At 36.1% G+C, this 25,775-nt stretch carries 32 protein-coding genes and 1 riboswitch; of the genes, 12 read left to right on the top strand and 20 right to left on the bottom strand.

Translation table 11 applies throughout. The annotated features are described in order from the left end of the window. Positions 1 to 13 precede the first annotated feature (13 nt). From MHI57_RS21430 to MHI57_RS21415, 4 genes are read right to left on the bottom strand one after another with little or no spacing between them, the layout of a single operon-like run. Positions 14 to 466 (bottom strand): GNAT family N-acetyltransferase, encoded by a 453-nt coding sequence (locus MHI57_RS21430; RefSeq protein WP_340978159.1) that lies wholly within the window; start codon positions 464 to 466, stop codon positions 14 to 16. Continuing rightward, complete coding sequence (locus MHI57_RS21425) at positions 467 to 985, bottom strand: YfiT family bacillithiol transferase (protein ID WP_095370213.1); 519 nt, start codon at positions 983 to 985, stop codon at positions 467 to 469. A 34-nt stretch (positions 986 to 1,019) separates the two neighbouring features. After that, positions 1,020 to 1,679: an HAD family hydrolase gene (locus MHI57_RS21420; RefSeq protein ID WP_095370214.1), complete on the bottom strand. Its 660-nt coding sequence runs from the start codon at positions 1,677 to 1,679 to the stop codon at positions 1,020 to 1,022. Positions 1,680 to 1,716: 37 nt separating this feature from the next. Beyond that, positions 1,717 to 1,881 (bottom strand): hypothetical protein, encoded by a 165-nt coding sequence (locus MHI57_RS21415; protein ID WP_157733768.1) that lies wholly within the window; start codon positions 1,879 to 1,881, stop codon positions 1,717 to 1,719. Between the two features lie 297 nt (positions 1,882 to 2,178). Here MHI57_RS21415 and MHI57_RS21410 point away from each other — a divergent pair, with 297 nt between their 5' ends. Both MHI57_RS21410 and MHI57_RS21405 read left to right on the top strand, forming a co-directional pair. Next, a complete protein-coding gene (locus tag MHI57_RS21410) occupies positions 2,179 to 2,805 on the top strand; it encodes a metal-dependent hydrolase (RefSeq protein ID WP_322910002.1) in 627 nt (208 codons plus the stop codon). A gap of 60 nt (positions 2,806 to 2,865) precedes the next feature. Further along, complete coding sequence (locus MHI57_RS21405) at positions 2,866 to 3,099, top strand: DUF2651 family protein (protein ID WP_095370216.1); 234 nt, start codon at positions 2,866 to 2,868, stop codon at positions 3,097 to 3,099. A gap of 124 nt (positions 3,100 to 3,223) precedes the next feature. Here MHI57_RS21405 and MHI57_RS21400 read toward each other — a convergent pair whose 3' ends face one another. The 6 genes from MHI57_RS21400 to MHI57_RS21375 all read right to left on the bottom strand — a co-directional run bounded on the left by MHI57_RS21400 (position 3,224) and on the right by MHI57_RS21375 (position 6,727). Next, positions 3,224 to 3,616: a thiol-disulfide oxidoreductase DCC family protein gene (locus MHI57_RS21400; protein WP_328199601.1), complete on the bottom strand. Its 393-nt coding sequence runs from the start codon at positions 3,614 to 3,616 to the stop codon at positions 3,224 to 3,226. A gap of 76 nt (positions 3,617 to 3,692) precedes the next feature. Then, positions 3,693 to 4,019, bottom strand: coding sequence for a DnaJ family domain-containing protein (locus tag MHI57_RS21395; RefSeq protein ID WP_445293208.1), 327 nt, complete (start codon positions 4,017 to 4,019; stop codon positions 3,693 to 3,695). Positions 4,020 to 4,107: 88 nt separating this feature from the next. Then, positions 4,108 to 4,671, bottom strand: a complete 564-nt coding sequence (locus MHI57_RS21390; protein WP_340978157.1) for a DJ-1/PfpI family protein — start codon at positions 4,669 to 4,671, stop codon at positions 4,108 to 4,110. A gap of 3 nt (positions 4,672 to 4,674) precedes the next feature. Continuing rightward, positions 4,675 to 5,310: an HAD family hydrolase gene (locus MHI57_RS21385; RefSeq protein WP_340978156.1), complete on the bottom strand. Its 636-nt coding sequence runs from the start codon at positions 5,308 to 5,310 to the stop codon at positions 4,675 to 4,677. A 6-nt stretch (positions 5,311 to 5,316) separates the two neighbouring features. Beyond that, positions 5,317 to 5,667 (bottom strand): YunG family protein, encoded by a 351-nt coding sequence (locus MHI57_RS21380; protein ID WP_095370221.1) that lies wholly within the window; start codon positions 5,665 to 5,667, stop codon positions 5,317 to 5,319. Between the two features lie 190 nt (positions 5,668 to 5,857). Then, positions 5,858 to 6,727 carry a R2-like ligand-binding oxidase gene (locus tag MHI57_RS21375; RefSeq protein ID WP_340978155.1) on the bottom strand — a complete coding sequence of 290 codons (870 nt, stop codon included), beginning with the start codon at positions 6,725 to 6,727 and terminating at the stop codon, positions 5,858 to 5,860. Positions 6,728 to 6,851: 124 nt separating this feature from the next. On the opposite strand from MHI57_RS21375, the gene MHI57_RS21370 reads away from it, so the two are divergent. After that, positions 6,852 to 7,334, top strand: a complete 483-nt coding sequence (locus MHI57_RS21370) for a GNAT family N-acetyltransferase (protein WP_340978154.1) — start codon at positions 6,852 to 6,854, stop codon at positions 7,332 to 7,334. Positions 7,335 to 7,424: 90 nt separating this feature from the next. Here MHI57_RS21370 and MHI57_RS21365 read toward each other — a convergent pair whose 3' ends face one another. The 3 genes from MHI57_RS21365 to MHI57_RS21355 all read right to left on the bottom strand — a co-directional run bounded on the left by MHI57_RS21365 (position 7,425) and on the right by MHI57_RS21355 (position 9,215). Further along, positions 7,425 to 7,889 (bottom strand): hypothetical protein, encoded by a 465-nt coding sequence (locus MHI57_RS21365; protein WP_340978153.1) that lies wholly within the window; start codon positions 7,887 to 7,889, stop codon positions 7,425 to 7,427. 21 nt (positions 7,890 to 7,910) lie between these two features. Next, a complete protein-coding gene (locus MHI57_RS21360) occupies positions 7,911 to 8,297 on the bottom strand; it encodes a hypothetical protein (RefSeq protein WP_340978152.1) in 387 nt (128 codons plus the stop codon). Between the two features lie 294 nt (positions 8,298 to 8,591). Beyond that, on the bottom strand, positions 8,592 to 9,215 hold the full coding sequence (locus MHI57_RS21355) for a DedA family protein (RefSeq protein WP_340978151.1): 624 nt from the start codon (positions 9,213 to 9,215) through the stop codon (positions 8,592 to 8,594). 618 nt (positions 9,216 to 9,833) lie between these two features. Between MHI57_RS21355 and MHI57_RS21350 the strand changes: the two genes are divergently transcribed. Continuing rightward, on the top strand, positions 9,834 to 11,372 hold the full coding sequence (locus MHI57_RS21350) for an AbgT family transporter (RefSeq protein ID WP_095370225.1): 1,539 nt from the start codon (positions 9,834 to 9,836) through the stop codon (positions 11,370 to 11,372). A gap of 48 nt (positions 11,373 to 11,420) precedes the next feature. Further along, entirely contained in the window at positions 11,421 to 12,629 is a 1,209-nt protein-coding gene (locus tag MHI57_RS21345) for a M20 family metallopeptidase (protein WP_307318577.1), read from the top strand. A gap of 47 nt (positions 12,630 to 12,676) precedes the next feature. Here the strand turns inward: MHI57_RS21345 and MHI57_RS21340 are convergent, their stop codons facing one another. The 4 genes from MHI57_RS21340 to MHI57_RS21325 all read right to left on the bottom strand — a co-directional run bounded on the left by MHI57_RS21340 (position 12,677) and on the right by MHI57_RS21325 (position 15,514). Continuing rightward, positions 12,677 to 13,051: a VOC family protein gene (locus MHI57_RS21340; protein WP_095370227.1), complete on the bottom strand. Its 375-nt coding sequence runs from the start codon at positions 13,049 to 13,051 to the stop codon at positions 12,677 to 12,679. Positions 13,052 to 13,105: 54 nt separating this feature from the next. Next, positions 13,106 to 13,336, bottom strand: a complete 231-nt coding sequence (locus MHI57_RS21335) for a hypothetical protein (RefSeq protein WP_307318580.1) — start codon at positions 13,334 to 13,336, stop codon at positions 13,106 to 13,108. A gap of 355 nt (positions 13,337 to 13,691) precedes the next feature. Continuing rightward, positions 13,692 to 14,930 (bottom strand): MFS transporter, encoded by a 1,239-nt coding sequence (locus MHI57_RS21330; protein ID WP_340978150.1) that lies wholly within the window; start codon positions 14,928 to 14,930, stop codon positions 13,692 to 13,694. 359 nt (positions 14,931 to 15,289) lie between these two features. Next, positions 15,290 to 15,514, bottom strand: a complete 225-nt coding sequence (locus MHI57_RS21325) for an Lrp/AsnC ligand binding domain-containing protein (RefSeq protein ID WP_322910074.1) — start codon at positions 15,512 to 15,514, stop codon at positions 15,290 to 15,292. Between the two features lie 246 nt (positions 15,515 to 15,760). Further along, positions 15,761 to 15,805, top strand: a riboswitch (PreQ1 riboswitch). Between the two features lie 52 nt (positions 15,806 to 15,857). Between MHI57_RS21325 and queC the strand changes: the two genes are divergently transcribed. Genes queC through queE form a run of 3 tightly spaced genes read left to right on the top strand, consistent with a single transcriptional unit; the run spans position 15,858 to position 17,699 of the window. Next, positions 15,858 to 16,517 carry a 7-cyano-7-deazaguanine synthase QueC gene (gene queC, locus MHI57_RS21320; protein WP_328199613.1) on the top strand — a complete coding sequence of 220 codons (660 nt, stop codon included), beginning with the start codon at positions 15,858 to 15,860 and terminating at the stop codon, positions 16,515 to 16,517. Continuing rightward, positions 16,514 to 16,990, top strand: coding sequence for a 6-carboxytetrahydropterin synthase QueD (gene queD / locus MHI57_RS21315; protein WP_340978149.1), 477 nt, complete (start codon positions 16,514 to 16,516; stop codon positions 16,988 to 16,990). Before queC ends, queD begins: the two co-directional genes overlap by 4 nt. After that, positions 16,983 to 17,699, top strand: coding sequence for a 7-carboxy-7-deazaguanine synthase QueE (gene queE / locus MHI57_RS21310; RefSeq protein WP_095370231.1), 717 nt, complete (start codon positions 16,983 to 16,985; stop codon positions 17,697 to 17,699). Before queD ends, queE begins: the two co-directional genes overlap by 8 nt. Positions 17,700 to 18,120: 421 nt before the next feature. Here queE and MHI57_RS21305 read toward each other — a convergent pair whose 3' ends face one another. Continuing rightward, positions 18,121 to 19,863, bottom strand: a complete 1,743-nt coding sequence (locus MHI57_RS21305; RefSeq protein ID WP_322909992.1) for a helix-turn-helix domain-containing protein — start codon at positions 19,861 to 19,863, stop codon at positions 18,121 to 18,123. Between the two features lie 109 nt (positions 19,864 to 19,972). On the opposite strand from MHI57_RS21305, the gene MHI57_RS21300 reads away from it, so the two are divergent. Further along, positions 19,973 to 20,584, top strand: a complete 612-nt coding sequence (locus MHI57_RS21300) for a DUF3298 and DUF4163 domain-containing protein (RefSeq protein WP_322909991.1) — start codon at positions 19,973 to 19,975, stop codon at positions 20,582 to 20,584. Positions 20,585 to 20,652: 68 nt separating this feature from the next. Here MHI57_RS21300 and MHI57_RS21295 read toward each other — a convergent pair whose 3' ends face one another. Further along, complete coding sequence (locus tag MHI57_RS21295) at positions 20,653 to 21,423, bottom strand: sulfotransferase family 2 domain-containing protein (RefSeq protein WP_307318596.1); 771 nt, start codon at positions 21,421 to 21,423, stop codon at positions 20,653 to 20,655. Positions 21,424 to 21,581: 158 nt separating this feature from the next. Here MHI57_RS21295 and cysC point away from each other — a divergent pair, with 158 nt between their 5' ends. Together cysC and sat are read left to right on the top strand one after the other, a co-directional pair. Further along, positions 21,582 to 22,178, top strand: a complete 597-nt coding sequence (cysC, locus tag MHI57_RS21290; RefSeq protein ID WP_322909990.1) for an adenylyl-sulfate kinase — start codon at positions 21,582 to 21,584, stop codon at positions 22,176 to 22,178. A 16-nt stretch (positions 22,179 to 22,194) separates the two neighbouring features. Beyond that, on the top strand, positions 22,195 to 23,337 hold the full coding sequence (sat, locus tag MHI57_RS21285) for a sulfate adenylyltransferase (RefSeq protein WP_328199617.1): 1,143 nt from the start codon (positions 22,195 to 22,197) through the stop codon (positions 23,335 to 23,337). Between the two features lie 242 nt (positions 23,338 to 23,579). On the opposite strand, the gene MHI57_RS21280 is transcribed toward sat, so the two are convergent. After that, the gene (locus MHI57_RS21280; protein WP_328199618.1) at positions 23,580 to 24,500 is read right to left on the bottom strand and encodes a LysR family transcriptional regulator; all 921 of its coding nucleotides are present in this window, start codon (positions 24,498 to 24,500) and stop codon (positions 23,580 to 23,582) included. Positions 24,501 to 24,628: 128 nt separating this feature from the next. Between MHI57_RS21280 and MHI57_RS21275 the strand changes: the two genes are divergently transcribed. Further along, positions 24,629 to 25,675, top strand: coding sequence for a 2,3-butanediol dehydrogenase (locus tag MHI57_RS21275; protein WP_224935024.1), 1,047 nt, complete (start codon positions 24,629 to 24,631; stop codon positions 25,673 to 25,675). Positions 25,676 to 25,775: the final 100 nt, after the last annotated feature.

Here is a 25,775-nt window from a genome sequence, read left to right as displayed (position 1 = left end):
TTCTAAAGAACGATTAATAAGGTACTTTCCTTACCCTTTGCAATAACAAATCAGGGAATTCAACTGTTTCAAACCCAAATCTTTCGTACAACGAATGGGCATCCTTTGTTGCCAACATAAATTTACGAATATCATGTAAATCTGGATGCCAAATGATTGTTTCGACCAACCATTTCGAAAGGCCTTTTCCTCTGTATTGAGGTAAAATAAAAACATCACATAGATAAGCAAATGTAGATAAATCTGTGACTGCTCTTGCAAACCCTACTTGCTCAAAATCACCATCGAACCTACCTCTATACAGCCCAAAAACTAGCCTACTTTCATCAATCGATTTCATCACGACTTCTCTAGGAATATTGATTGACCAATACGCTTCATTATGTAAAAACTGATAAATTAACTCTCTATCTAAATATGATTTATTAAGAGAAATCGTAAATTCTCCCCATTTTTTATCCTTCATTCATTTCTCACCTTTATGCTTAGTCGTAATATGAGCAAGGTGATGGCGCCCATGCCATGCATACATTCCAATTGCTTTCCCAATGGAAATTTGTCCCGATTCAGGATGAACAAACGTGCGCTCCCAATCATGAATAGACAAACTTTTTAGCACAACAGTCCAACGCAAATGAACAGTTTCTATCATACTTAAAGACACTTCAATTGGTAGATGATAGTCTTCTAAACGTGCCCATTGATCTTGTTGATAATCCTTGATCATCGGATTTTCTTCTGTTAACGCTAACTTTACCCTTAAATAAGCATTTAAATGGCTATCTGCTAAATGGTGAATGAGCTGCCGCACTGTCCATCCCCCTGTTCTATAGGGTATATTTAGTTCATCTTCAGTAAGCTCTTCTACAACTTTACGGAGTAGGCGCGGAAATTTCTCTATTTCCATTATCCAAGTATTAATCTTGTTCTCATTAATTTCCTCTTCACATACAGAAAATTCGCCTATTGGATATTGAATACTCATTGCTTCCTTACCTCCTATTCATCTATTTATTTTGTTAACTCTCGTGTAAAGCACCTAATTTTAAAAATTCTAAAAATTCATCCACCGTTAAAAAAGCTGAATCTGGTATCACCTTAAATTCAGTTGTCTTACCATCAGGTAGCCAATGCACACCCGCTGTATAAATATTCGCCTTTAACCCTGCTTCGATATCACAATTGCTATCCCCTAAAAAAATCACCTCGGATGCCGGTACATCTAACATGGATAAGGCTAGAGTGATACCTTCTGGATCAGGTTCTGCTTGCACTACATCATCTCCCGTAACTATACAGTCAAAAATGGTTGTCATATGCAGACATTCTAAAGAAATCTGCAAACTTCTTCTTCCTTTCCCCGTAACGATCGCCAGCTTAATTCCTTCCTCTTTCAAATAAGACAATAAATGGTCAATTTCTCTATTATTATCTACTAGCCTTGAATGGTTGTTCTTATAAACATTATAATAATATTCTATTGCGTCTAATTTCTGATTGCTTATTAAATGCTCTTCTATAATCTTCTTTTCAGAATTTCCTAACCACTCTTTTGCTTCTTTCACAGCTAATTCTCGCTGATCAAATTTAAGAAACACTTCTTGCAATGAATAAATGCACAGTGGCAATGTATTAGCTAATGTCCCGTCAAAATCAAATAAAACCGCTTGTATCGTCATCACCCTCTTCATAGGAATATAAATTCTTAGTTCCTTGTCATATATGTTTTCTTTTTGCCTTCTTAAAGATCAATAATGAGAATATCAAACCGATGATGAATCCACCCAACGCCACTAATAAAGAGATGCTTAATGAATCATTCATAAAATAAGACGCCCAGAAAGCTAATACTGCCAGTGCAAATGGATGTGTCCAGTTCATTGTCCCTCTCCTCTTTTTTGTATCTTAAACATAAAAACGATAGTCATTCGTTTAAACTGTGACCATAACCTTTTATTCCACTTATTTTAATGTATTTACCCATAAAGAGGATCGTACCTAACCTTCCTTATGGCAAAATTGTTTTAAAAGATGAAAAAAAGAGAGGTTGATTCCCATTAATTAAAGTATTTAACATAAATTCTTGTTCATTTGACATTTTTCCTGCAAAAAGCATAAACAGAACAGATGTTTTATTGTAGAATAGAAAAAGACAACTTAGAAAAAGGTGGAATTAAAGTGAATGGTACCGCTCATGCGAGTATTGGTGCTGTTGCAGGTTTTGTGACCGCAAATACACTCCAAGCAACGCCATCGGCCACATTAGCGCTTATTGGTATTGGCACAATATCTGCACTTTTACCAGATCTAGATATCGATGGTAAACTGAGAAATAAAATCACCCTCTCTCACAAATTTATTAAAGCAACTGCGCAAATGATTGGATTGTTAATTATTTTTTATAGTTTTTATGAAGCTACAGCCTTAGATCAATGGGTAAGCATGGGGATTGGACTTGCGATGTTTCTTTTATCTTCCTATATAAAGCAGCGACATATGCTTATCATTACTGGTATAGGAGTCATTGTGTGCGGAATATTATTACAAGAAGTTTGGCTTATGCTCATGGGCTGCTATATTCTTATAGCATCATTTGTCCCACACAGGAGTTACACTCATTCTATTTTAGGTGTAGTATTCTTTCATTTTATTGCTGATTTTTTTCAATTATCGACGGGCATAAATGGAGCTTATATTGCTTGTATGACGGGATATATTAGTCATCTTGCGCTTGACTCCAAACTCCTTCCTTTTAATCGTAGGGGTATTAAATTATTTCTTCCTATCTCCCAAAAAGAATTTTAAAGAACCGAAAATGGTTCTTTTTTTATTTTTCGGGTATAGAGATAATGGAGGCGATTTAAAATGACACTCGTATTAACCATACTTATCTATCCAACTATTGTATTAGCCGCTTCTATTCTTGTGGCTTGGAAAAAACGGAATATGTATCTCGTTCCTTTATTAACAGCAATTATCTTTACTTTACTCTCCTTTACAATCTATAATGGAACCTTTATGATTTGGACAGTATTGTACACAGTTCTTGCAATTTTAACTTCCTTTACAACAAAGTATTTTAATAAACCAACTGCTTAAAAAAAACAGAAGAACACCTTCTGTTTTTTTTTTGTAGATTGACCGTGTCTTTTAACAACTAAACCACAATATATGTTATTAAAATGAAATGTATGCCTATTTTTTTGATTACCAATCAATCAGATTAATCTAGAAATCTTTTTCGAATTTCCGGTGAGGGTAAACGGCAACTTTCCTTTTTACCAAACCACTTATATCTCCGCTTAGCAATAAATTGATACATCTTATCTCTGATCGGTTTTGGAATGATACGGAAGACAGCTATTAGTTTCCACATTCCCCTTAATTGTTGCAATACTTTAATTGCAGCAGTTGATTGATCATAGGCACGATCATCTTCTATATATATAAAACTATCAGTTGCAGGATCTATTTCATGTTTTCTTAATAGAGATTGCCCGTTTTCACCTTGTAAGGAGGCAAAATAAAAATCACCCTGATGGTCCCTCTTCAATATAAACTGCACACTCTGATCACAAAAATTGCATTCCCCATCGAATAATATAATTTTACTCAAAATGATCGCCTCCTTTTCTTGCAAGTATAACAGGCTGACTATCAAACGAATAAGAATCTGTTCGAGTGGACTTTTTTCACCATAGTGTTTTTGCTTTTTCTAGCCCCTCTAGACTAATTGGGTAGCGCTGCATTTGTGGTGGACAAATCGAATTGTATTTTTTAATTTTTTCATTAATGGTGGCAATATCTTGTTTACTTTGTGCTTGATGTACAAGCACTGCGATTTCCTTTTGAAGTGTTAACCATGGAGGTAAGTAACCAGCATCCTTGGCAACTTTTTGGAAGTTTTGAAAAATATCCCTCTGTAGATAGCCTTTAGGAAGTGGTTTACCTTGTCCTGGCAGTTGCGTAGATTTTTTGCTTTTTAACATATCACCAATTAAATCATTACGTTCATCCAAAAATAACACACCCCTTGTGTTTTTTCTTTCAAAACCAATATATAAGTGATTACTAGTTTCTTCTGATTTACTTCATATCAAATAAATACTATGTTATCATGCAAAACTGGCGCCATTTTTCCCACTCTTGGTCAGTGAGTTCCACACCAGTTAGTTTAAGCGCGGCAATTGCAAAAGCAGCAAAGGATGTTCCTTTAGCCGTAATTATGCGATTACTTACTTCAATTGGTTGTCCTGTATAGAAGCTTGGTTCAAAGAGTGATTGATACTTATCATAAGTATGTGCTAAACAAGTGAATTGCTCACCAGACAATATACCTGCTTTTCCGAGAATTAATGCCGATGCACAGATAGATGCAATCGGAATACGTGAATGGAATGCTGATTGAATTTGCTGAATTAACCATTTATTATTCAGTAGCTCGTTATCAATTCCATCACCACCGGGGATTAAAATAAAATGGTAATCATTTATATTCAGATTTTCTAATGAGACATCAATTGCTGTTTTTAAACCACCAATACTTGTGACTGGCGATCCATCAACCGTTGTAGTAACAATTTCCATTTTTGCGACTTTTCGAAGTAAAAATAAACTATGACTAATTTCAAAATCAGCGTATGCCGGGAATAATATGACCAATGCTTTCATAAGCTATCCCCTCTCTAGCCTCATATGTAGTAGGTCTTGAAATTGTTCAATTATTTGATCTTTGTCTATCACTTCTCCAAAACCATAACTCGCATACACAAAAGGTATTCCGGCATATTTTGCAGCTTCTCTATCTCCATCTGTATCGCCAATATAAATGGGAGACTGTAGATTGTTTCTCTTTATAATGAGTTGTATATTTTCCCCTTTAGATAATCCAGTTCTTCCTGGGTTTTCAAAGTCCTGAAAATATTTTTCCAATCCATGTGCCTCGTAGAACGCTTCAATATATCCTTCTTGGCAATTACTTACGATGAACAATTGATAGGTCTTAGCCAACTCTGACAAGGTTTCCTCTACTTTTGGGTATAGTGTCCCTCCATAGTTCCGGATATGTTCTAGTTCCTCTTTGCTAAGATCTTCTAATAACGATTCTCTTTTCTCCTTACTTAAATAAGGGAACAGTCTTTCCATAATTTCATGCATTCTTAGCCCCATTGTTGCTTTTAAATCTGCTACTGTTAATTCTTTCTTCACTTCTGCATCTTCTCGAATAACGATATTCCATGAATCAGCAACTGTTTTTCTAGAATCCCATAACGTGCCATCTAAATCAAAAATAAGGCTATCTACCATCATTTCTTCCTACCTCTCTAAGTAGTAATAAAGTCGATTGTTCATTTCCTTTGTTAAATAACGATACTGATTGATATTGGTATCCTCAAATGCTTCCAGTCTATTAGAAATAACAGGCTTATAATCAATGGCAGGATCGAATTGGCTAACTGTAAAATCTATATAGTTATCTCCTATTTTATTGTAGAAATGCCACATCTCGCCGATCAATGTTTTCACAATTTCTCCACCTAAATATTCTTGAACAACTAAGGCTGTGACACCACATTGTCCTAAAGCAGGATTCTCCATCTTCCATTTTGTGCTCGTTTCAATCCCCCATGACTCTACCAGTGCTAATCCTAAGTAAGATATATCCATAATGACCTCTCTATATTGATTCATTCTTTATTCTAACACTACTCAACAATCCATATCCATTCATATCCAACCTCTATTTATATAAAGCAAGCTTAAGAAAACATGTCACTAAATTCAATATAAAGAAGGAATTTACTCTTTTCAAAATAAAAAGCCATTCTTTATGAACGGCTTAAAAGAACAGCATATCCTACTCTACAACAAGTTCCATTTTATAAATTTCTTCTAAGGTTTTACCTTTCGCTCTACGTAAAACTTCTATTCTTGCATGTAACTGCTTCAGCATAAAAGCTCTGCTATCTGCTAATTTCACCCCAAATGGGTTAACTTCTTCAGGCATTTGATTAATTGCCTCGGCAATTGGCATGAGATGATGAAGTTTATTCATAATATAATCAAACATAGAGTCATCTTCAGTAATAAGACGTTGTAGCAAAAAAGTGCCGAAGCCAATATGTCTCGACTCATCTCTTTTAATATAAGATATCCCTTCAAGTAAGCCTGGTAGTTTTTTTAAGTCTTGTAGGTTTTCATAGAAATTCCAATACCCTGTTTCCGCCAATATACCTTCAACAAACATATTGTATACAACTGCTGCATCAGCTATTGTTTGTGGAGTCTGATCTACCAATAGCTTTTCCATCGTTTGCGGAAGGATTTCATCAAACACATTTAAATATGCTTCTGAATGATAATTATTCAAATCTCTTTCTATACCTACTTCCTTTAAAAACAAATGAAAGAACACTGTATGTTTTGCTTCCTCAAAAAGAAAGGTCGTTAAATACATTTCTTCTTCAAATTGACCTTGTTTTGATATCGCATAAATCAGTGGCAGAATATCTTTTGTTACAGCCTCTTCAGCGCTATAGAACAAGGCAACTAGTCTGAGTATCGAACCCTGTTGTTCTTTTGATAAAGTGTGCCAATCTTTCTTATCTTGACTAAAGTCAATGTCACGAGGGTCCCACACACCAAATTTCTTTGCCTTCTCGTACAATTTAAACGGGAGAGATTCACGATTAATACCTCGCTTACTTTTCGATACATAACTCCTCATTTATACTCCTCCTTAGAAATGATTGATATCTTTTTCTTATAAGAGATATTACACTATTAACAATTATCTCCTTTTATAAAAAGACTTTTTTTTAAAAATAGGAGATATAGAGGAGGGAATAGCTATGAAAATCGAATCATTAGTAGTTGAAGACTGGGAATCAGTAAAAGAGATCTACCAACAAGGGATAGATAGCGGCTTAGCTACTTTCGAGCAGGAAACACCAAACTGGCATAACTGGCATGAGAAACATTTACCTTATGCTCGTTTAGTTGCTAAAGATGGACAGCAAGTGGTTGGCTGGGCTGCCCTCACTCCTTATTCGAATAGAGAGGTATATAAGGGCGTTGCGGAAATAAGTATTTATATTCTCAATGGATATCAAGGAACAGGGATTGGCTCAATATTATTATCAAATTTAATCATTGAAAGTGAGAAGCATGGAATCTGGACATTGCAAGCCAGTATCTTTCCACAAAACCACGCAAGTCTCTCTTTACATAAAAAACACGGATTTCGCCAAGTAGGAATCCGTGAGAAAATCGCCAAGCATGTAAACGGATGGAGAGATGTGATTCTTTTAGAAAGAAGAAAGAAAGATGAGTGAATTCAACAGCTTATGGAAAATAATTAAATTACACAGAATCCTTCTGTCGATCTAGCTCCTTTTAAAAACCTCAAGCTATCGATATACATTTTATTTATGCCCATAGCATCCTCTACTTTGCTTGTAATCTTGGCATATAAACACGACTTGTGCATGTTCTCTGCCTGTCTTTTGCGCGTTTACATAATTTGCGCACAGTTCTCTGCCTTTTTCTTTTGAATTGTGCGCGTGTACACTACTTGCGCGCAATTCTCTGCCTTTTTCTTTTGTCTTTTGCGTGTATTCACTACTTGCGCGCAATTCTCTGCCTTTTTCTTTTGTCTTTTGCGCGTATTCACTACTTACGCGCAATTCTTTGCCTTTTTCTTTTGTCTTTTGCGCGTATTCACTACTTACGCGCAATTCTTTGCCTTTTTCTTTTGTCTTGTGCGCGTATTCACTACTTGCGCGCAATTCTCTGCCTTTTTCTTTTGCCTTGTGCGCGTATACATTACTTGCGCGCAATTCTCTGCCTTTTTCTTTTGTCTTTTGCGCGTATTCACTACTTGCGCGCAATTCTTTGCCTTTTTCTTTTGCCTAGTGCGCGTATACATTACTTGCGCGCAATTCTCTGCCTTTTTCTTTTGTCTTTTGCGCGTATTCACTACTTGCGCGCAATTCTCTGCCTTTTTCTTTTGCCTTGTGCGCGTATACATTACTTGCGCGCAATTCTCTGCCTTTTTCTTTTGTCTTGTGCGCGTATTCACTACTTGCGCGCAATTCTCTGCCTTTTTCTTTTGTCTTGTGCGCGTATTCACTACTTGCGCGCAATTCTCTGCCTTTTTCTTTTGCCTTGTGCGCGTATACATTACTTGCGCGCAATTCTCTGCCTTTTTCTTTTGTCTTTTGCGCGTATACATTACTTGTGCGCAATTCTCTGCCTTTTTCTTTTGTCTTTTGCGCGTATTCACTACTTGCGCGCAATTCCCTTCCCTTCCCTTTCCTTATCATTTGTGCGCGTATACGTTACTTGCGCTCAATTCCCTCCCTTTCCTTATCATTTATGCGCGTATACGTTACTTGCGCGCAATTCTTTTCCTTCTCTTTTTGTTTTCTGCGCGTATTCACTACTTGTATCTGTTTCCTTGTGTGCCTGCTAATCTGATTGGTCACATTCTGCAAATAACTGATCGACTTTTAAATTTCGAGAATTTTTGCTATTAAAATAAAAAAGCCATGACCTCACTAATCTATCAGTGAGGTCACGGCTTTTCATTTTTATTTTTTTCCTAAGAAATCTGAAAGGGATTCTGCTTTTTGATTTTTCCTTCTTTTTATAAGCAAATAGATGACAAACAAAATAACGAGTACTATACCAATTGGAACAAGATATTGGTTTAGTATTGGTTTTACATCTGACCAATTTTCGCCTAATTGTACACCTAAGTAAACATAAAAGAATGTAATCGGGGTCATCGCTAATAATGTATATAGTGAGAAAACCCAAGGATTCATTTTTGCCATCCCACAAGGGACAGAAATCACTGTTCTCACCCCTGGAAGAAAACGAGCAGAAAAAGCAACAAATGCCCCGTGTTTAGCAAAAAACTCATCCGCTTTCTCTAAATTCTCTGGGGACATAAAAAAATACTTGCCGTACTTCTCTAATATAGGTCTACCACCGTAACGACCCACTGCATATAATGTAAGCGGGCCGACAACACCACCTAAAGAGCCGGCAATGACTACACCCCAGAATAACATGTCTCCTTCAGACACCCAAAAACCAGCCAACGGTAAAACAACTTCAGCCGGAATAAATTCGATACAAAGAGCAAGAAAAATACCTATATATGATAAATCTTTAAACCAATTTACAAGATCTAATATCAATTGTTCCATCCTATACCTACCTTTTATTTATAAACTGTTTATCATGCTGTAAACAATGTCCTATTCTTTTCACCAATACCATATTATAAGAAAAAAGAAAGAAAGGGAAGTAAGAACCTTATTCCTTAATTAGAAATAAAGAAATGGTAGGTTTTCCTTCCAAGAAAAAATAAAGCTCTTAATGGCCATAATAGAATCTCAGGGATCCACAAGACGATTTCAAATAAAACATCCCAAATGGATTCTTTCTTCTTTTTGCTCTTTTTTCTTTTGATCAACCTCATTAATCAAACACCCTCCCATCATAATGATGTACGAATCCCACAAGTGAAAGTTTCAACTTCTAACCATTTATTACAATTTTCACAAGAAAACCCTTATTACTTACTATTTAATTTCCATAGTCTTATATTTTTCACCACTTAAATTCATTAGTGAGATAAAGTGTTAGAAATTACATACTTCCTATGATATATGTAGGTTTGTCTACTTCTTTTAATCATCAGAAAGTGTATAATTTTGTAGTATAATCTAAATAAATATATTTTTTTTAGAGTTCATCACATAGTTTTTTCCTCGTAATACCCTTATAATTTTCAAAAAAGTTAATCAACAAGGAGGGTATATATGAGCGCAATTCCAAAACAACAAGCACCTTTACCTGCTAAAAAGAAATTAACTGATCGATTCCTCGATAGCATTGAAAGAGCAGGAAATAAATTACCAGATCCTATCACACTATTTGTAATCATGTCAGGTATGATACTTATTTTATCTTTTTTACTTGCTAAGATTGGTGTTTCTGCTACTGACCCTAGTTCTGGAGAACCGATAGAAGTAATTAATCTTCTCAACCGAGCAGGGATAGAACAGATTCTCACCAATATGGTTAGCAATTTCACCTCCTTCGCTCCACTAGGACTAGTACTTGTCACTATGCTTGGCGTAGGCGTTGCAGAAGCCACTGGTCTTATACAACTTGTTATGAAAAAATCAGTTTTAAGTGCACCTAAGAAGCTCATCCTTCCAGTCGTTCTTTTTACAGCAATTGTGGGTGGCGTAGCCGCTGATGCAGCATTTATTGTATTCCCACCTATTGCTGCACTTATCTTTATGAGTGTCGGCAGAAGCCCGCTAGTAGGTTTAATTGCTACGTATGCTGCAGTTGGTGGTGGTTTTTCAGCTAATATTCTACTAAATTCACTTGATGTATTGTTAGCTGGTATTACCGAACAAGCTGCAAAAATGGTCGATCCTAATTATATCGGTAATCCGACAATGAACTATTATTTCTTGATTGCCTCAACCTTTCTACTCGTTGGACTAGCTACGTGGGTAACCGTTAAGTTTGTCGAACCACGATTTAGTAAATACGATGGTAAAGTAGAAGCGATTGCAGAAATTACAAGCGCTGAAAAACGGGGATTAAAATGGGCTGGTATCACAGTTTTTGCTTATATCGCCATTTTACTTATCGCTGTTATTCCTGAAAATGGATGGTTAAGAGATGCTGAAACAGGTTCTTTTATCAATAGTCCATTTATGTCAGGTATTGTACCGATTATGCTATTCTTATTCTTACTACCAGCTATTGCTTTCGGCATCGGAGCAAAGACGATCAAATCTGATAAAGATGTCGCAGATAAAATGTTCAAATCCATTGCTGATTTAGCTCCATTTATTGTATTGGCATTTGTCGCAGCGCAAATGATTGCTTTCTTTAATTGGAGTAATATTGGTCCTATTCTTGCTATTAAAGGCGCTGAGCTCTTACAAGCAATGAATTTCACAGGATTACCAATGTTAATTGGTTTTATTATTATTTGTGCATTTATTAATCTTTTAATTGCCAGTGCATCAGCCAAATGGGCACTTTTAGCCACTATTTTTGTACCAATGTTTATGTATTTAGGTTATAGTCCAGCATTTACACAAATGGCTTACCGTATTGGTGATTCCATAACGAACCCGATTACGCCAATGCTCGCCTACTTTGCTATTTTATTATCTTTCGCTAGAAAGCATGATAAATCAATTGGGATTGGAACATTAATCTCTGCCCTATTACCTTACTCAATTTGTTTTGCCATCGGATGGATTATTCTGTTCTCCATTTGGTACCTTCTTGGATTACCAGTTGGACCTGGTGACTCAATTTTCCTATAATTATACTATTCAATTATTTAAATCTTTTTGAAAAGAGGCGTTCACATAATGGAAAAATTATTTGCTTTATTAAAAGAGTACGAAGAAGAAATGATTTCTATCCGCCGGTTTCTACATGAATATCCTGAAATCTCGTATCAAGAAGTGAAAACACCTGCTTATATAGCCGATTATCATGAAAACCTCGGTCATGACGTTCGTACCGGTGTTGGTGGCAGGGGTGTTGTGGCTACGCTTCGTGGTGGAAAACCAGGTAAAACAGTTGCGCTTCGAGCTGATTTCGATGCATTAGCCATTCAAGAAGAAAATGACCTTCCATATAAATCAAAAATCGACGGTGCGATGCATGCTTGTGGCCATGACGGACACACAGCAACTTTACTCGTTTTAGCTAAAGCACTTAATAAAATCCAGGAAGACATTGAAGGAACAATTGTTTTTATTCACCAATTCGCTGAAGAAATTGCCCCTGGTGGTGCAATTTCTATGATTGAAGATGGTTGCTTAGATGGTGTTGACGCCATATTTGGCACACATATTTGGTCCACCTTCCCTCTTGGCACGATACAAGTTAAAGAAGGACCTATTATGGCTGCAGCAGACCAATTCGATATTCTCATCCAAGGACAAGGTGGTCATGGATCTGAACCACATTTAACAAAAGATGCAGTGATGGTTGGCTCCCAATTTGTCGCAAGTGCACAGCAAATTGTTTCTCGCCGAGCGAACCCTCTTCATCCAGCAGTCGTCTCAGTTGGTCATTTTGAGGCATTAAACCCTTTTAATGTCATTGCTGATACAGCTAAACTAATCGGTACAGTAAGAACCTTTGATGAGGATACACGTGATTTAATAGAAAAAGAGCTTGATAACTATTTAAGTTCAACATGCCAGCTATTTGGGGCAACTTATGACTACCAATACAAACGGGGCTACCCCGCTGTTGTTAACCATGCAGAAGAGGCAACTTTTATTGCGAATATCTCTAAGGAAATTGAAGAAGTAACAGAAGTAGTAGAATGTGATCCGCTTATGGGTGGAGAAGATTTCGCTTATTATCTCCAACATGTAAAAGGAGCATTCTTCTTTACAGGGGCACAGGATCCTAATTGGCAAATTACCTATCCCCATCATCACCCACGATTTAATATTGATGAGCGCTCCCTTCTTATCGCAGCTAAAACACTAGGAACAGCTGCTTTAAAGTTTCTTGAAGGAGCAACAACAGAAACAACTCAAGATTCACTAACCAAATAAAAAAAATGAACCCAGTCCGCTTCTTTTTTGCGAACTGGGTTCATTTTTTACTTATTGCATAGCATCAATACATTTTCATCAGGGTCAGCAATGAGGAAATAAGCCAAATCACCTACCCATTCCATTTCTTTTACTATTTTTATATCATTTGAGATGACAAATTGATAAGCCTTATCAATATCACTGGTGTACAAATTAAACATCGCATGTGAAGCCGGTTTAAAAACAAAGCTTGGGTCTTTTGTATGATCATCAAGGGTCAATCCTGTTTCACCTGTAACAGGTAAATTAAATACAGGAGATTGAATTTTTTCCTGATTAATTGTTAACCCCATCAAAGTCGCATACCATGTGGCTGAGTACTTTAAGTTCGATACATGAATAAAAACATTATTAATCTTACTATCAATCGTTAAACTCATTAGAAACACCTCCATCTTAGTACGAGAATTCGTTTTACTAAAAATCATATCTTATTATGAGAAATAATCTACCAATATACCGGCAATTATAATCAGCACACCAAATGAAAAATGTACCTTCTGATTGTTAATGCCCGTTCGTTCCAATATAAAAATCACTCCACCTGTTAAGAAGATATAGAGTAAGCTATTGAAAAAGGAACCATTACCTATGAATAGTTGATAGAGTTTAGACATTAGCCCCATCGTCAATAAGATTAAAGGAATTCTAAGCTTCCACCTCATTCCTTTACACCATCTTTCACGAAACAATCTTAAAGCCAGTTCTTATCTTTTTAATAGACTTTTCCTGAATACTTTACTTCTCTTCTCTCCTAAAAAACTCCTTCCCTTTTATTCATGAAGTACCTCAGAATAGATTAAGAATAGCATTGACTTTTTTATCCCTTCTGCTTTTTTAAATCGTAAAGATTGTTGCTTTTATGTAGAAATACTTTGGTATCAACTGGAAATTATTAAAATGACATAAGAAATAAGCAAGTTAAAAATATAATTCTCATGCCTTTAAATTATAGAAATTTTTAAACACGGTACTATAAGGTAGTATTTGCATTATTTATAGATTTATCGCGGCAGTTTTTTAGATTTCAGCGTCTTCTATTCGAGCTTTTCGCATCGATGAAAGACTAAACCATAATCCGCATAAAATGAGGCCACCTATCGAAATCCATAAAGCTGTTTTGAAACCTAGTCCGTCAGCGAGGGTTCCTCCTAGTGGAGCGCCAATAACGACTGCACTACGGTTGATGGATCGTAGTGTGGCATTCATACGACCTTGGAAATGTGATGGCGTGACATATTGTCGATATCCCATTTCAAGAGGACCTTCAATTCCCATAGCAAAGCCATAAAAGAGCTGGCCTATAATCACAAACATGAGAGCTATGTACGACGAATCGGAGTTGTTAGCTGCTGGAGCTAGAGCCATCAAGATCACTGCTGGGCCATAGAGAATTCGAGAAAAAGCCATTGCACGTCCGATACCAAAGCGCACCCCGGCTCGAGAAGATAGTGAGGTTCCTGCGACAGCACCAACACCTGCAGCGGCAAGGACATACCCTAAGAGTAAGGCATCGAAGCCAAGTTCAATTAAAAAAATGGATACTAGAATCGTCATCGTCATGCTATGAAAGAGAAACCAGGCGTGGGTGTTTAGAGCGAGAGGACGAAGGTATTGGTGTTGATAAACCCATCGCAAACCTTCCTTGATTTGCTGACCAAGTGATCCAGTCTTCACTTTTTTTGAGGTCTGGTGTTTAATTGATGCTATTAATACACTCGAAAACAAATACGATAAGGCATCAAAAAGAAGGGCAAATGGTGCGCCAATCAATGAGACAAGTCCGCCCCCAATGGCTGGACCGCTCGTTTCAGCAACCGCTGAGCTTTGTTCCAATCGTGCATTTGCACGTGTTAATAAAGGACGAGGAACTAATTGTGGCACAAAGGACTGGTAGGCAGAATCATTAAAAAGAGACAAAGTACCAAAGAGCACCAGCAGGAACATGAGTAAGCCAATACTGATTACTTCTGTAATAGACATAAAGCAAATGAAGGTAAGAATCATGCCGCGTCCTATATCTGTTACCACCAATACCGTCTTTCGGTGAAAACTATCAACCAAAACCCCCGCTATTAATCCCAATAGTACATACGGAAGCCATCTAGATGCTGAAACCCAGCCAACATCAACAGCACTGCCTCCCATATTACTAACCACTAATACCTGAAGAGCCAAAGTTGTAATATATGTGCCAAAGCTTGAAGTTGTCGATGCAATCCAAAAACGAACAAAGCTTCTATGCTCCCTTAATTTCATCAGGACTTCACCTCTTTTGCCAAATTATCCATCTTATAAATATAGTAATCTATTCTCGACTTTCAAAAAAGTGTAAACATAGAGTTTTATATGGGACGGGCCTTGGGGGAATTATGGGTTGCCCTCGTTTTTTATGGAACAAAAAGTAAGTTAGCTGAAGAAGGAATGCTAAAAAGGCAATATCATTTATAAGATTTGCTATTTTTAATATAATTTTGTATTCCCTTTTTATTCTCCCTACAAGAGTATATGACCTTGCAATGATGACTTACGAGAGCCTTTAGTAATATATCCATAATCAAAACAAATACATTGGAAAAGATGATCAATAATACAGCACTTTTTCTCATCAAAAAGTCTTACTGTATTAATCTACTCTCAACAGGTGAAGAGAGTCTAATCAATGTGGAGGTCTGTCCAAATGACATGGAAGCATCAATAAAGTTTTCCAAAGATTGGACAGAATCAGTTAAAACTTTAATTAAATAATTATATGATCCAGCCAGTTGATGACATTCAATAACACTAGAATGATTTTTGCAAAACTCTACAAATTGTTCACATTTGGTATTGTCGTATAGTATAAAAGCCCTTATGGGTTATTCTACTTTTTCTGGATTAATGATTGCTTTATAGCCAACTATTATCCCTTTTTCTTCAAGCTTCTTAACTCTCTCATTTTTTATATCTTACCTAGTAAATTGAAGGTAATACTAAGTGAATTTTTGCTGAACAACAACAATCGAAGCGAAAAGAGCCTAAAAAAAGACGAATACTGCTCATTATTTATGTTATAATGACTAGCGACAACTTAAGTTAAATTCCGCTTAGCGGTAGAGGTTCTAGCTAAACCCTCTCAAAAAAACTAAGGAAAAACAGCGCCATTTTCTTAGTGGTGCTGTTTTTCTGTTTAAAAGGAGATTAATTATGAAAAAAAATGAAAAAGCCATTGTCGTATTTAGTGGCGGGCAAGACAGTACTACTTGTTTATTCTGGGCTTTGGAACATTTTACTGAAGTAGTCGCTGTAACGTTTGATTATAACCAAAGGCATGCAATTGAGATTGACTGCGCCAAGGCAATTACAGCTGATTTACAAATTGAACATCATATTTTAGATATGACACTGCTAAATCAATTAGCGCCTAATGCGTTGACACGATCAAATATCGATGTCAAGAATGGTGAAGATGGGGCATTACCTTCAACCTTCGTACCAGGTAGAAACTTAGTATTTCTATCCTTCGCTGGCATTCTCGCTTACCAAATAGGGGCAAGGCATATCATTACAGGTGTATGCGAAACAGATTTTAGTGGTTATCCGGATTGTCGTGATCAATTTATTAAATCATTAAATGTCACTTTAAATTTATCTATGGAAAGGCCCTTTGTCATACATACGCCCCTTATGTGGCTAAACAAAGCGGAAACATGGGCGATGGCTGATGATTTTGGCAAACTTGATTATGTTAGAAATAAAACACTAACTTGTTACAATGGTGTCATCGCAGACGGATGTGGCGAATGTCCTGCTTGTGAGCTTAGAATGCAAGGCTTGACTCAGTATTTGCAGGTGAAAATGTCATGAAGGATTTATATGGCTTTCGTATAGTTGAGGAACTCCAGAAAATAGATGAGGATATTCAGAAAGACCAATTAAAATATCATCACAAAAGGGTACTCGTGAGTAAATCCTTTACATTTGATGCAGCCCATCATCTTCATGCTTATGAAGGGAAATGTAAAAATCTACATGGTCATACTTATGAAGTCATATTCGGTATTAGTGGCTTTACTGATGATCGTGGAATCGTTGTTGATTTCGCAAATATTAAGCAACTTTGGAAAGAAGAAATTGAAATTCACCTCGATCACAAATATATTAATGAAACACTACCACCCATGAATACAACAGCAGAAAACATCGTTGTATGGGTTTACGAAAAAATGAAAGAATCACTAATAGATAGCCCGCAACAACTTAGAGTGGAATATGTCAAACTCTATGAAACTCCTACAAGCTTTGCTGAAGTAAGAAGGGAGTGGATGGAAGATGAGTAAAATACCTGTAATGGAAATATTCGGACCAACCATTCAAGGTGAAGGCATTGTTATTGGCCAGAAAACGATGTTCGTTCGTACTGCTGGATGTGATTACGCTTGTACTTGGTGCGACTCTTCATTTACTTGGGATGGTTCTAGTAAACATTTGATTAAACAAATGACAGCAACAGAAATTTGGCATGAGTTAAAAAACATCGGTGGAGATTACTTTGATTTTGTAACTATTTCCGGAGGCAATCCAGCATTACTAAAAAACCTAGGTGAATTAGTGACGCTTCTTAAAGACAAAAAAGTGCAGACGGCTTTGGAAACACAAGGTAGCAAGTGGCAAGATTGGTTTAAGGATATCGATTTTTTAACATTATCCCCGAAACCACCAAGCTCACAAATGGAAACAGATTTCAATAAGCTAGATGAGATTATTGCTCAACTTGAAGAAAAGCAACCCAATTTAAAAGTTGTGGTCTTTAATGAAGAAGATTTAGCTTATGCAAAAAAAGTCCACTTACGCTATCCAAAACTTTCCTTCTGCTTACAAGTTGGCAACGATGACAGCATGACAACCAATAACGATGTGCTAAGAAGTAACCTACTAGCTAAATATGAATGGTTACTAGAGAAAACAATGCATGATAGTGAGTTTAAAAATATAAGAGTTCTCCCCCAATTACACACATATATATGGGGAAATAAGCGCGGCGTTTAACGATTGTTTTTCTCCTATTTCATATTGGTTCATCTGATGACCCATATGAAATAATGAGGTGAATCCAATGACCAAACAAATCATAAATAGTATCTACCTCGCTTCTATGATTACACATATACCATGGCGCTGGTTAGGTATATATCTGGTGGGGCTACCAGGACTTTGACCTCCTGGATGGACTTCTTGGCCTTTAGACCTCATAAATTACAATTAATTAGACATATACTTTTTTCACCTTAAAATCAAACACGAATGCATTCTACTTAGGGAGCATGTTTTTGCATACCGAACATAGAATGACATTCGTGTTTATTTTTCATTACTATCCTAGCATCACTTTTTCTGCAGCAGACTTACACCTTTCTTGCCATTGCTAACGTAAATCTTCACTATCTAGAGCCTTTCATTTATTTTTATTTTACAAATGCTTTAGTTGATAAAGATCAAGTGCTATTTTCACATTCATACAATCCTCCAATGAATCAAGATTAATATTAAGCTTCTCTTCTATTTGCTGAATGCGGTAATAGACTGTATTAGGGTGTAGATGCATCTCTTCGGCTGTTTTCACTGCGTTTTTATCTGTTTGTAAGTATGCGGTAAGCGTTTTTAGCCAATCATTTTTATTTGCTTGTACAATCCCTTCTAAGAATATCATCACAAAAGCAGTAGCATCATCATCTGATACATCGTTTAAGTATCTTCTATACCCTATCTCTCTAAACCCTATGACTTTACTGGAATTTTTTCCTTGCTCAACTAAAAAATCAGGCATGATTTGTACATCTTTAAATGAAATGTCAGCTTGTCTTAATGAATCGACAGGTCGTCCTATATATATTAAATTCGGATGATAATACCGTTGAAGTCTCTCTGACCTCGTTTTTAATTCTTCTTCCCTATTCAATATAGAATCTTTAGAAGTGAGCATCACATAAACCATATCCCTACCTGGAAAACAAATAGTTAGAAAGCGATCCTGAAATACTCTTTTCACCTGATTTTCTATTGAACTAAAGCTCTCTAATACTTCATCATTCATCAACCGTTCGATACCAATAAAGATACACTTGTCTTCGATACTAATCCCATATCTCTTCAAAGCTCTTTGTACTTCTTGAGTAAAGTTATTTTTCAATATATCTTTTAATAATTCTTCTTTTTCCGTGAGTTGATGCTTCATTTGTTCTTGTTGTTTCATTTGTTCAATGGCCATAATAGATGCTGCGTGCTTAAAAGCCAATTCACCAATTAAATCTAATTCCTTCTCCTGTTCAATTACCACCAAAAAACCAATTGTACCGAAAGAAGACATCACCCCGATTGCTTGACCTACCCATTCTTCTTTTTTATAGATATCAAGCAATCTTGGAATACTTAATTTCTTTGCATTTTTCTTTAACCATTCTTTTATATAGAAATGATGATCTTCAGAAGGCGGATAAGATGTTTTCAAGCGGTAAAGTGAATCAAAGTAAAGAATCGATCCGCTGAACTTTTCCGCTAGCTTCTTTACTAAAGAAAATGTACCGTCCCCTTTTAAAGCCACATGATTCAACTCATTATGTAAAGACAAAATGGTTTCTAGTTCTTTTGTTTGTTTTTCCTTTTCTTGAAAAGCTCTAGCATTTACTATAGAAATTGCAATTTGGTGACCGATGGCTTCTAAGAACGCTAAGTCCTCATCACTAAAAAAACCATCGTTTTTAAAATTATCTATCGTTAAAACACCGATTTTCTTATTTTGATGAATCAATGGCACAGACATACAACTTACAGGAATGGCTGCATGTACGGTTGACTCTAAATAATAATGCAAAGTTTGATTACGCATATTTCCCATTGCCTCTTTAATCTTCTCTGCCGTATGAATCATTTTGCTACAACCCTCTTCAAAAACAGAGCCACTAATACCTTCACCTGCTAAAAGCTTATTTTGTAAATACATCTCCTCTTTAAAGTTGTAGGCTCCTTCTATTTCTAAATATTCCATCTCTTCATTCCATATAAGAAAGAAGCCCGCATCGGCCTTGTCTATTGATTCAATAACGGCCTCAATAATTTCTTGTACTAATTTTGTTAAACTCGTATTCGATGTAATATTTCTTGATACGTTGATAAATGTATTTAATCTTTGTTTTATTTTTTCATTTTCATACACAGTTATCATCCTAAATTGTTGTCATCATTTTATTATCATATATAAAACTTATCATCGCAACATAACGATTCATTCCCCTTCATATGTTAGTTCCTAGGAGGTGTATGTGATGAATACATTTAAAATACCAGTTGGTATTCAACCGATTCATATCAAACATGATCGTGTAGATATTTTCAAACCACAAGTATCTTCTTACACGCCACCAGCTGCCCAACAAAAAATGAATCATGCCATATCAGATAGCCTAAATCAATTAATGAAAGAGCAAGGTTACGGACAACCACAAACTGAATTAACTGGTGGATTTGACTTAAAAAACAACCAAAAAGGTGTCTTAAGTTTAACTCTTACAGTTTATTCATACTCAGGGGGTGCACATGGCCTTACTTTTACACGCGGGTTAACATTTAACAGTTTGACTGGTAAGCAATATACACTTGGAGAACTCTTTAAAAAGGATAGTAATTACAAAGTAAGGCTTAACACTCTAATCAAACAGCAGTTGCAGGAAAGAGGTTTAACCACCGACCTTCTCGTACCCTATCCCGGAATCACAGATACACAATCCTTTTATACCGCTGACCTCACATTGGTCATAATCTTTGATGTGTATAGCTTACTTCCATATGTTTATGGGACAATTTATTTCCCAATTTCACTTTATTCTTTGCAAGATATGATTAATGATGAGGGTCCGTTAGGTAAAATGTTTTCTTAAATTAGAAGGAATCCTCAGTTGTACTTTTCTCACAACTGAGGATATCTCTTCATTTGATAGCCAAAAAGTCAATATTCCCCTAGCTTATATCCATAAAAATGCAGATCGACCGCAAAGATTTCCTCTACTAATGCCTTCGTTTCTTCGTTCAATAAACTATTAACTGTAGGTAAATCTTCATCATAGACAAAACTAATCACTCTGTTTGCATAATCACCCTCTAGCTTCATTCTTGATGAAAAATGATGTGAAGATCGTGCAATCTCATTCATTGGAGAGGCTTTTAGCCCTGCAATTCTTTCTAAATCCATTAATTCGTGTTGTAAATTCTCTAATCTCACATAATGAATAGGTGTCTGTTCCTCTCCAATGGTATATTGAGGTGCAATATGTTTGTCTAATTCATGTATACTTTCGCCGAAAGATTTCAATTTTAAGAGATAGCTTGTAAAGGACATACCTTCTAGAACAGTACTGCCTAATTGTTTAATTAGCCAATCCCCACTCAATGCATGATAAAAGGAACTAACCGCTCTCCTATATGGATTTCTAACAATTTTCACAATTGGTTTTTCACCATTTATAAGTTCCTCTTTTAATTCAACGTCGTAACCTGATCGTTTTCGAAGGACAAATTCACGATAGTTATGCGTCATTTCGACATTCAACTGAGACAAATCCCCAGCAGCTCCAATATGGTACATAAACCACTTATTTACAATTGTGCACCCGTTTTTCGGTACCCATAAGAGAACGTATGGAAAGTTGGTAGAAAAAAGCGGGATATAAAAAGGCATCATCATATTTTTTGCTACTATTTCAGGCATTCTTTTTGTCAATGTTCGTCGAACCCCTTTCTCCTACTTATAGAATATGAGAAAGGGAATAAGCGGTTACGAATTTGGTGATTTTCAGGCGAATGACCTGTACAAGCCGACCTGAAATACATATGCATAATAATAAGTGAGACAAATATCAGATTGGAGGTTATTTTTAAATGGATAGTAGAAAACACATCACTTGGTCTCAATCACAAGTCTCAAAAGAAAATCGGCAAAAATTACACAATCATAAAAGTTGTATGGTTTGGTTAACTGGATTATCAGGTTCTGGTAAATCAACCATAGCAAATATTGTACAAACTAAATTATACGAATTAAATATGAGTACTTATCTATTAGATGGTGATAACTTACGGCACGGTATCAATAAAAACTTAGGATTTAGTAGTGAAGATAGAAAAGAGAATATTCGACGCACAGCTGAAATAGGCAAATTATTTGTAGATGCAGGTATTGTTGTTTTGGCAGCACTAATTTCCCCGTTCGAGGAAGATCGAAAGCTAGCCCGCTTTCTTTTTACCGAAGATGAGTTTATTGAAATATATGTGGAATGTTCTTTAGAAGAATGTGAATTACGAGATCCTAAAGGACTTTACAAGAAAGCCCGTTTAGGAGAAATCAAAAATTTTACTGGCATTGATCAAATATATGAACCTCCGCAGTCTCCAGACCTTGTTATTTCGACTAACTCAAAATCACCTGAAGAGTGTGCAAATGAACTTGTAAACTACTTAATTGAGCGACTTAAGTGAAGGAGGAATAATAGAAATGACAAACTCTATTCCACATGGTGGACATTTAATAAATAGAAAAAACATAAATGCAAACACGAGCCATATCACTAAGCATATCAATCTCGATGGTACCTCTTTATCTGACCTTGAACTAATTAGTAATGGTGCTTATAGCCCTTTAGAAGGTTTTCTATGTTCAGCTGACTATTATTCTGTCCTTCATGAAATGAGACTAGCCAATCACCTTATCTGGAGCATTCCAATTACATTACCTCTATCAAAAAAAGAAGCCGAGTTGTTAAAAATCAATGATAAAGCGAATTTAGTCTATGATGGTTGTGTTTATGGATATATTGAAATTAACGATATTTTTCTGCCAGATAAACAAAAAGAAGCCAGTATAATTTATCAAACACTCGACCGCAATCACCCAGGTGTCGACAAACTTTTTAATCGTGGTGAAGTTTATGTGGGTGGCAACGTCACATTGACAAAAGAAATCAAAAAACCATCTTTTCTTCAAGGGTTTCAATTAGAACCAGCAGAAGTAAGAAAATATATTGCTACCCAAGGATGGGAGACGGTTGTGGGATTTCAAACAAGAAACCCCGTTCATCGCGCACATGAATATATTCAAAAATTAGCATTAGAATTAGTCGATGGCTTACTGCTTCATCCCCTTGTTGGCGAAACAAAAAAAGATGATATTCCAGCAGAAACAAGAATGAAAAGCTATCAAGTTTTACTAGCACATTATTATCCGCAAGAAAGAGTTTTATTGTCATCTTATCCACAGGCAATGAGGTACGCGGGCCCAAGAGAAGCACTTCATCACGCGATTGCACGAAAAAATTATGGATGTACACATTTTATTGTTGGCAGAGACCATGCTGGTGTTGGTGATTATTATGGCACATATGATGCCCAGAAGATATTTTCAACATTCCCTAAGGAAGAACTAGGAATAACCATATTACCTTTTGAACACACCTTTTATTGCATTAAATGTGATGGCATGGCCTCACATAAAACATGTCCCCATGATACTTCTTTACACCTTCATCTTTCAGGAACAAAGGTAAGGGAAATGTTAAAACAAGGAACTACTCTCCCGAAGCAATTTAGTAGGCCAGAGGTTATTGAAATAATTATGGATGCTATGAAAAAGAAGGATTAAAGAATGTTTTGGGTTTTTCCATTCCTCATGGAGATAACTTCGTCTCAAATATAATTCTGTAGACCTTTCATACATGCATTTGCTATTGGTACCTTGTCCTTATAAGCCAGGAATTAAAATCTCAACCAGCTCTAAATAGTTATCATGTATATAGTATTTATCTAAGGGTTCCTGGCTGATTTCAAACAATTAGTACCATCGCCTTTGAGCAAATACCTCCTTCATCTTTACCTATGCTGCCATTAATCAATCCGCTTATCTGGAGGATTTGTTCTTAGCTTATTGGACATCCTCTTAATAAACTCCCTTAAAATTCTTGAAAGCCCATTATTCTTATGATAAATATAACCAAATGCATACGTATTATTAAGCGGGGGAGCGAAATCTACAATAACAAACTCACTACTTTTTGATAAACCGACATCTGTCTTAAAAGCATAATCAAATCCAATGTTGATTGCAGTATTGTTCTCTAGTGAATTCTTAATCGTATCAATATTATTTGTTATAAGACGAATATCTAAAGCGGGTAAATTAAACCTTTTCATAAAATCAGATATATAAATATCATCATACAAGATGATTGGTTGTCCTTTAAGCATTTCTTCAGTAATTTGGCTGTATTTTGTTAGTTGAGAATTCTTATTTATTGCAGCTACCATATGTCCATCCAATAACTTATTAAAGATCAACGCACGATATTTATGTTCTTCCTTCTCGTTATAAGTAATAAGGCCAACATCAACCTCACCATCTTGAACTTTTTTAATAATTGCTTCTGTACTATTCTCATAAACAGCCGTTTTAATATCCGGATAATCCATTTTTAGTTTTGAAATAACTTCCACCAAAATGCCCATGGGGCCAGGGTAAGTAGCAACTCTTATTTCCCCACTCATTGTATTTGTATAAGCTTCTGCTTCATCAATAAAATCTTGGTATGCTAATAGGACATACTTTGCTTTTTCGATAAGTTTATGCCCTTCCTCAGTAGGTACAGATCCCCTTCGTGAACGATGAAACAAAGTAATATTTAATTCACCTTCTAAACTTTTAATCGATTGACTTAATGCAGGTAAAGTCAAATGTAATTCATCTGCTGCTTGTTTTAAAGAACCTGTTCTAGCTATCACAACAATATATTTCAATTGTTCAATATTCATAAGAAGCATCCTCTTTAGTTAAGTTTTGATTAACCTTAGTTAATAATAACTAAATTTATCATAAGGTAAATTAGTTGTATACTTTTAATCGTAACAAATTATACAAAATATTTAGGGGATGTAATGATATGAAAGCATTAAGATGGCATAACCAAAAAGACATTCGTCTAGAAGATATTGACGAACCTATCGTTCAATCAGGGCAAGTAAAAATAAAAGTCAAATGGTGCGGTATTTGCGGAAGCGATTTACATGAATATCTAGGCGGACCTATTTTTATACCTGTTGATAAGCCACATCCATTAACAAATGAAACAGCCCCGATTACACTAGGACATGAATTCTCTGGAGAGATTGTCGAAATTGGCGACAGTGTAAGTAAGCTCAAAGTTGGTGACCGAGTAGTAGTAGAACCAATTTTTGCGACACACGGACACCAAGGTGCTTATAACTTAGACGAACAAATGGGATTTTTAGGCCTAGCAGGAGGTGGCGGTGGTTTTAGTGAATACGTAGCCGTTGATGAAGAGCTACTTTTTAAACTGCCAGATGATCTCTCTTTTGAACAAGGAGCCCTTGTCGAACCTGCTGCAGTAGCTCTCTATGCAGTACGATCTAGTAAAGTGAAAGCTGGAGATAAGGTAGCTGTATTTGGCTGCGGCCCAATCGGTTTACTTGTAATAGAAGCTTTAAAAGCCGCTGGCGCAACAGATATTTATGCTGTTGAACTTTCACCTGAACGACAAGCAAAAGCAAGAGAATTAGGGGCAACTATAATAAACCCAGCCGAAGTAGATGACACTGTTGCGGAAATTGCTAGATTAACTAATGGTGGTGTGAATGTCTCTTTTGAAGTTACTGGCGTACCAGTTGTACTTAAACAAGCAATTCAATCTACTGGAATTGGTGGGGAAACAATTATCGTAAGCATTTGGGAAAAAGGGGCAGAGATCCTTCCAAATGATATTGTAATGAAAGAACGGACTGTTAAAGGAATCATCGGATATCGTGATGTTTTCCCTGCCGTATTATCACTTATGCAAAAAGGCTACTTCCAAGCCAGCCAACTCGTTACGAAGAAGATTACCTTAGACGAGGTAATTGAAGAAGGTTTTGAAACATTGGTTAAAGAAAAAGCACAGGTCAAAATTTTAGTAAAATCTGAACAATCATGACATTACCGCCCTAGCCAGCTATTTTAGCTGGCTACTTTTATATGAATTTAGATTCATTTCTCTTTAGCAAAATCCTCTATATCATTTCCCCATAAATGAG

This window comes from Cytobacillus sp. FSL K6-0129 (genome assembly GCF_038007625.1).
GTDB classification, from domain to species: domain Bacteria; phylum Bacillota; class Bacilli; order Bacillales; family Cytobacillaceae; genus Cytobacillus; species Cytobacillus kochii.
This window is presented reverse-complemented; position numbering and strand designations above follow the sequence as displayed.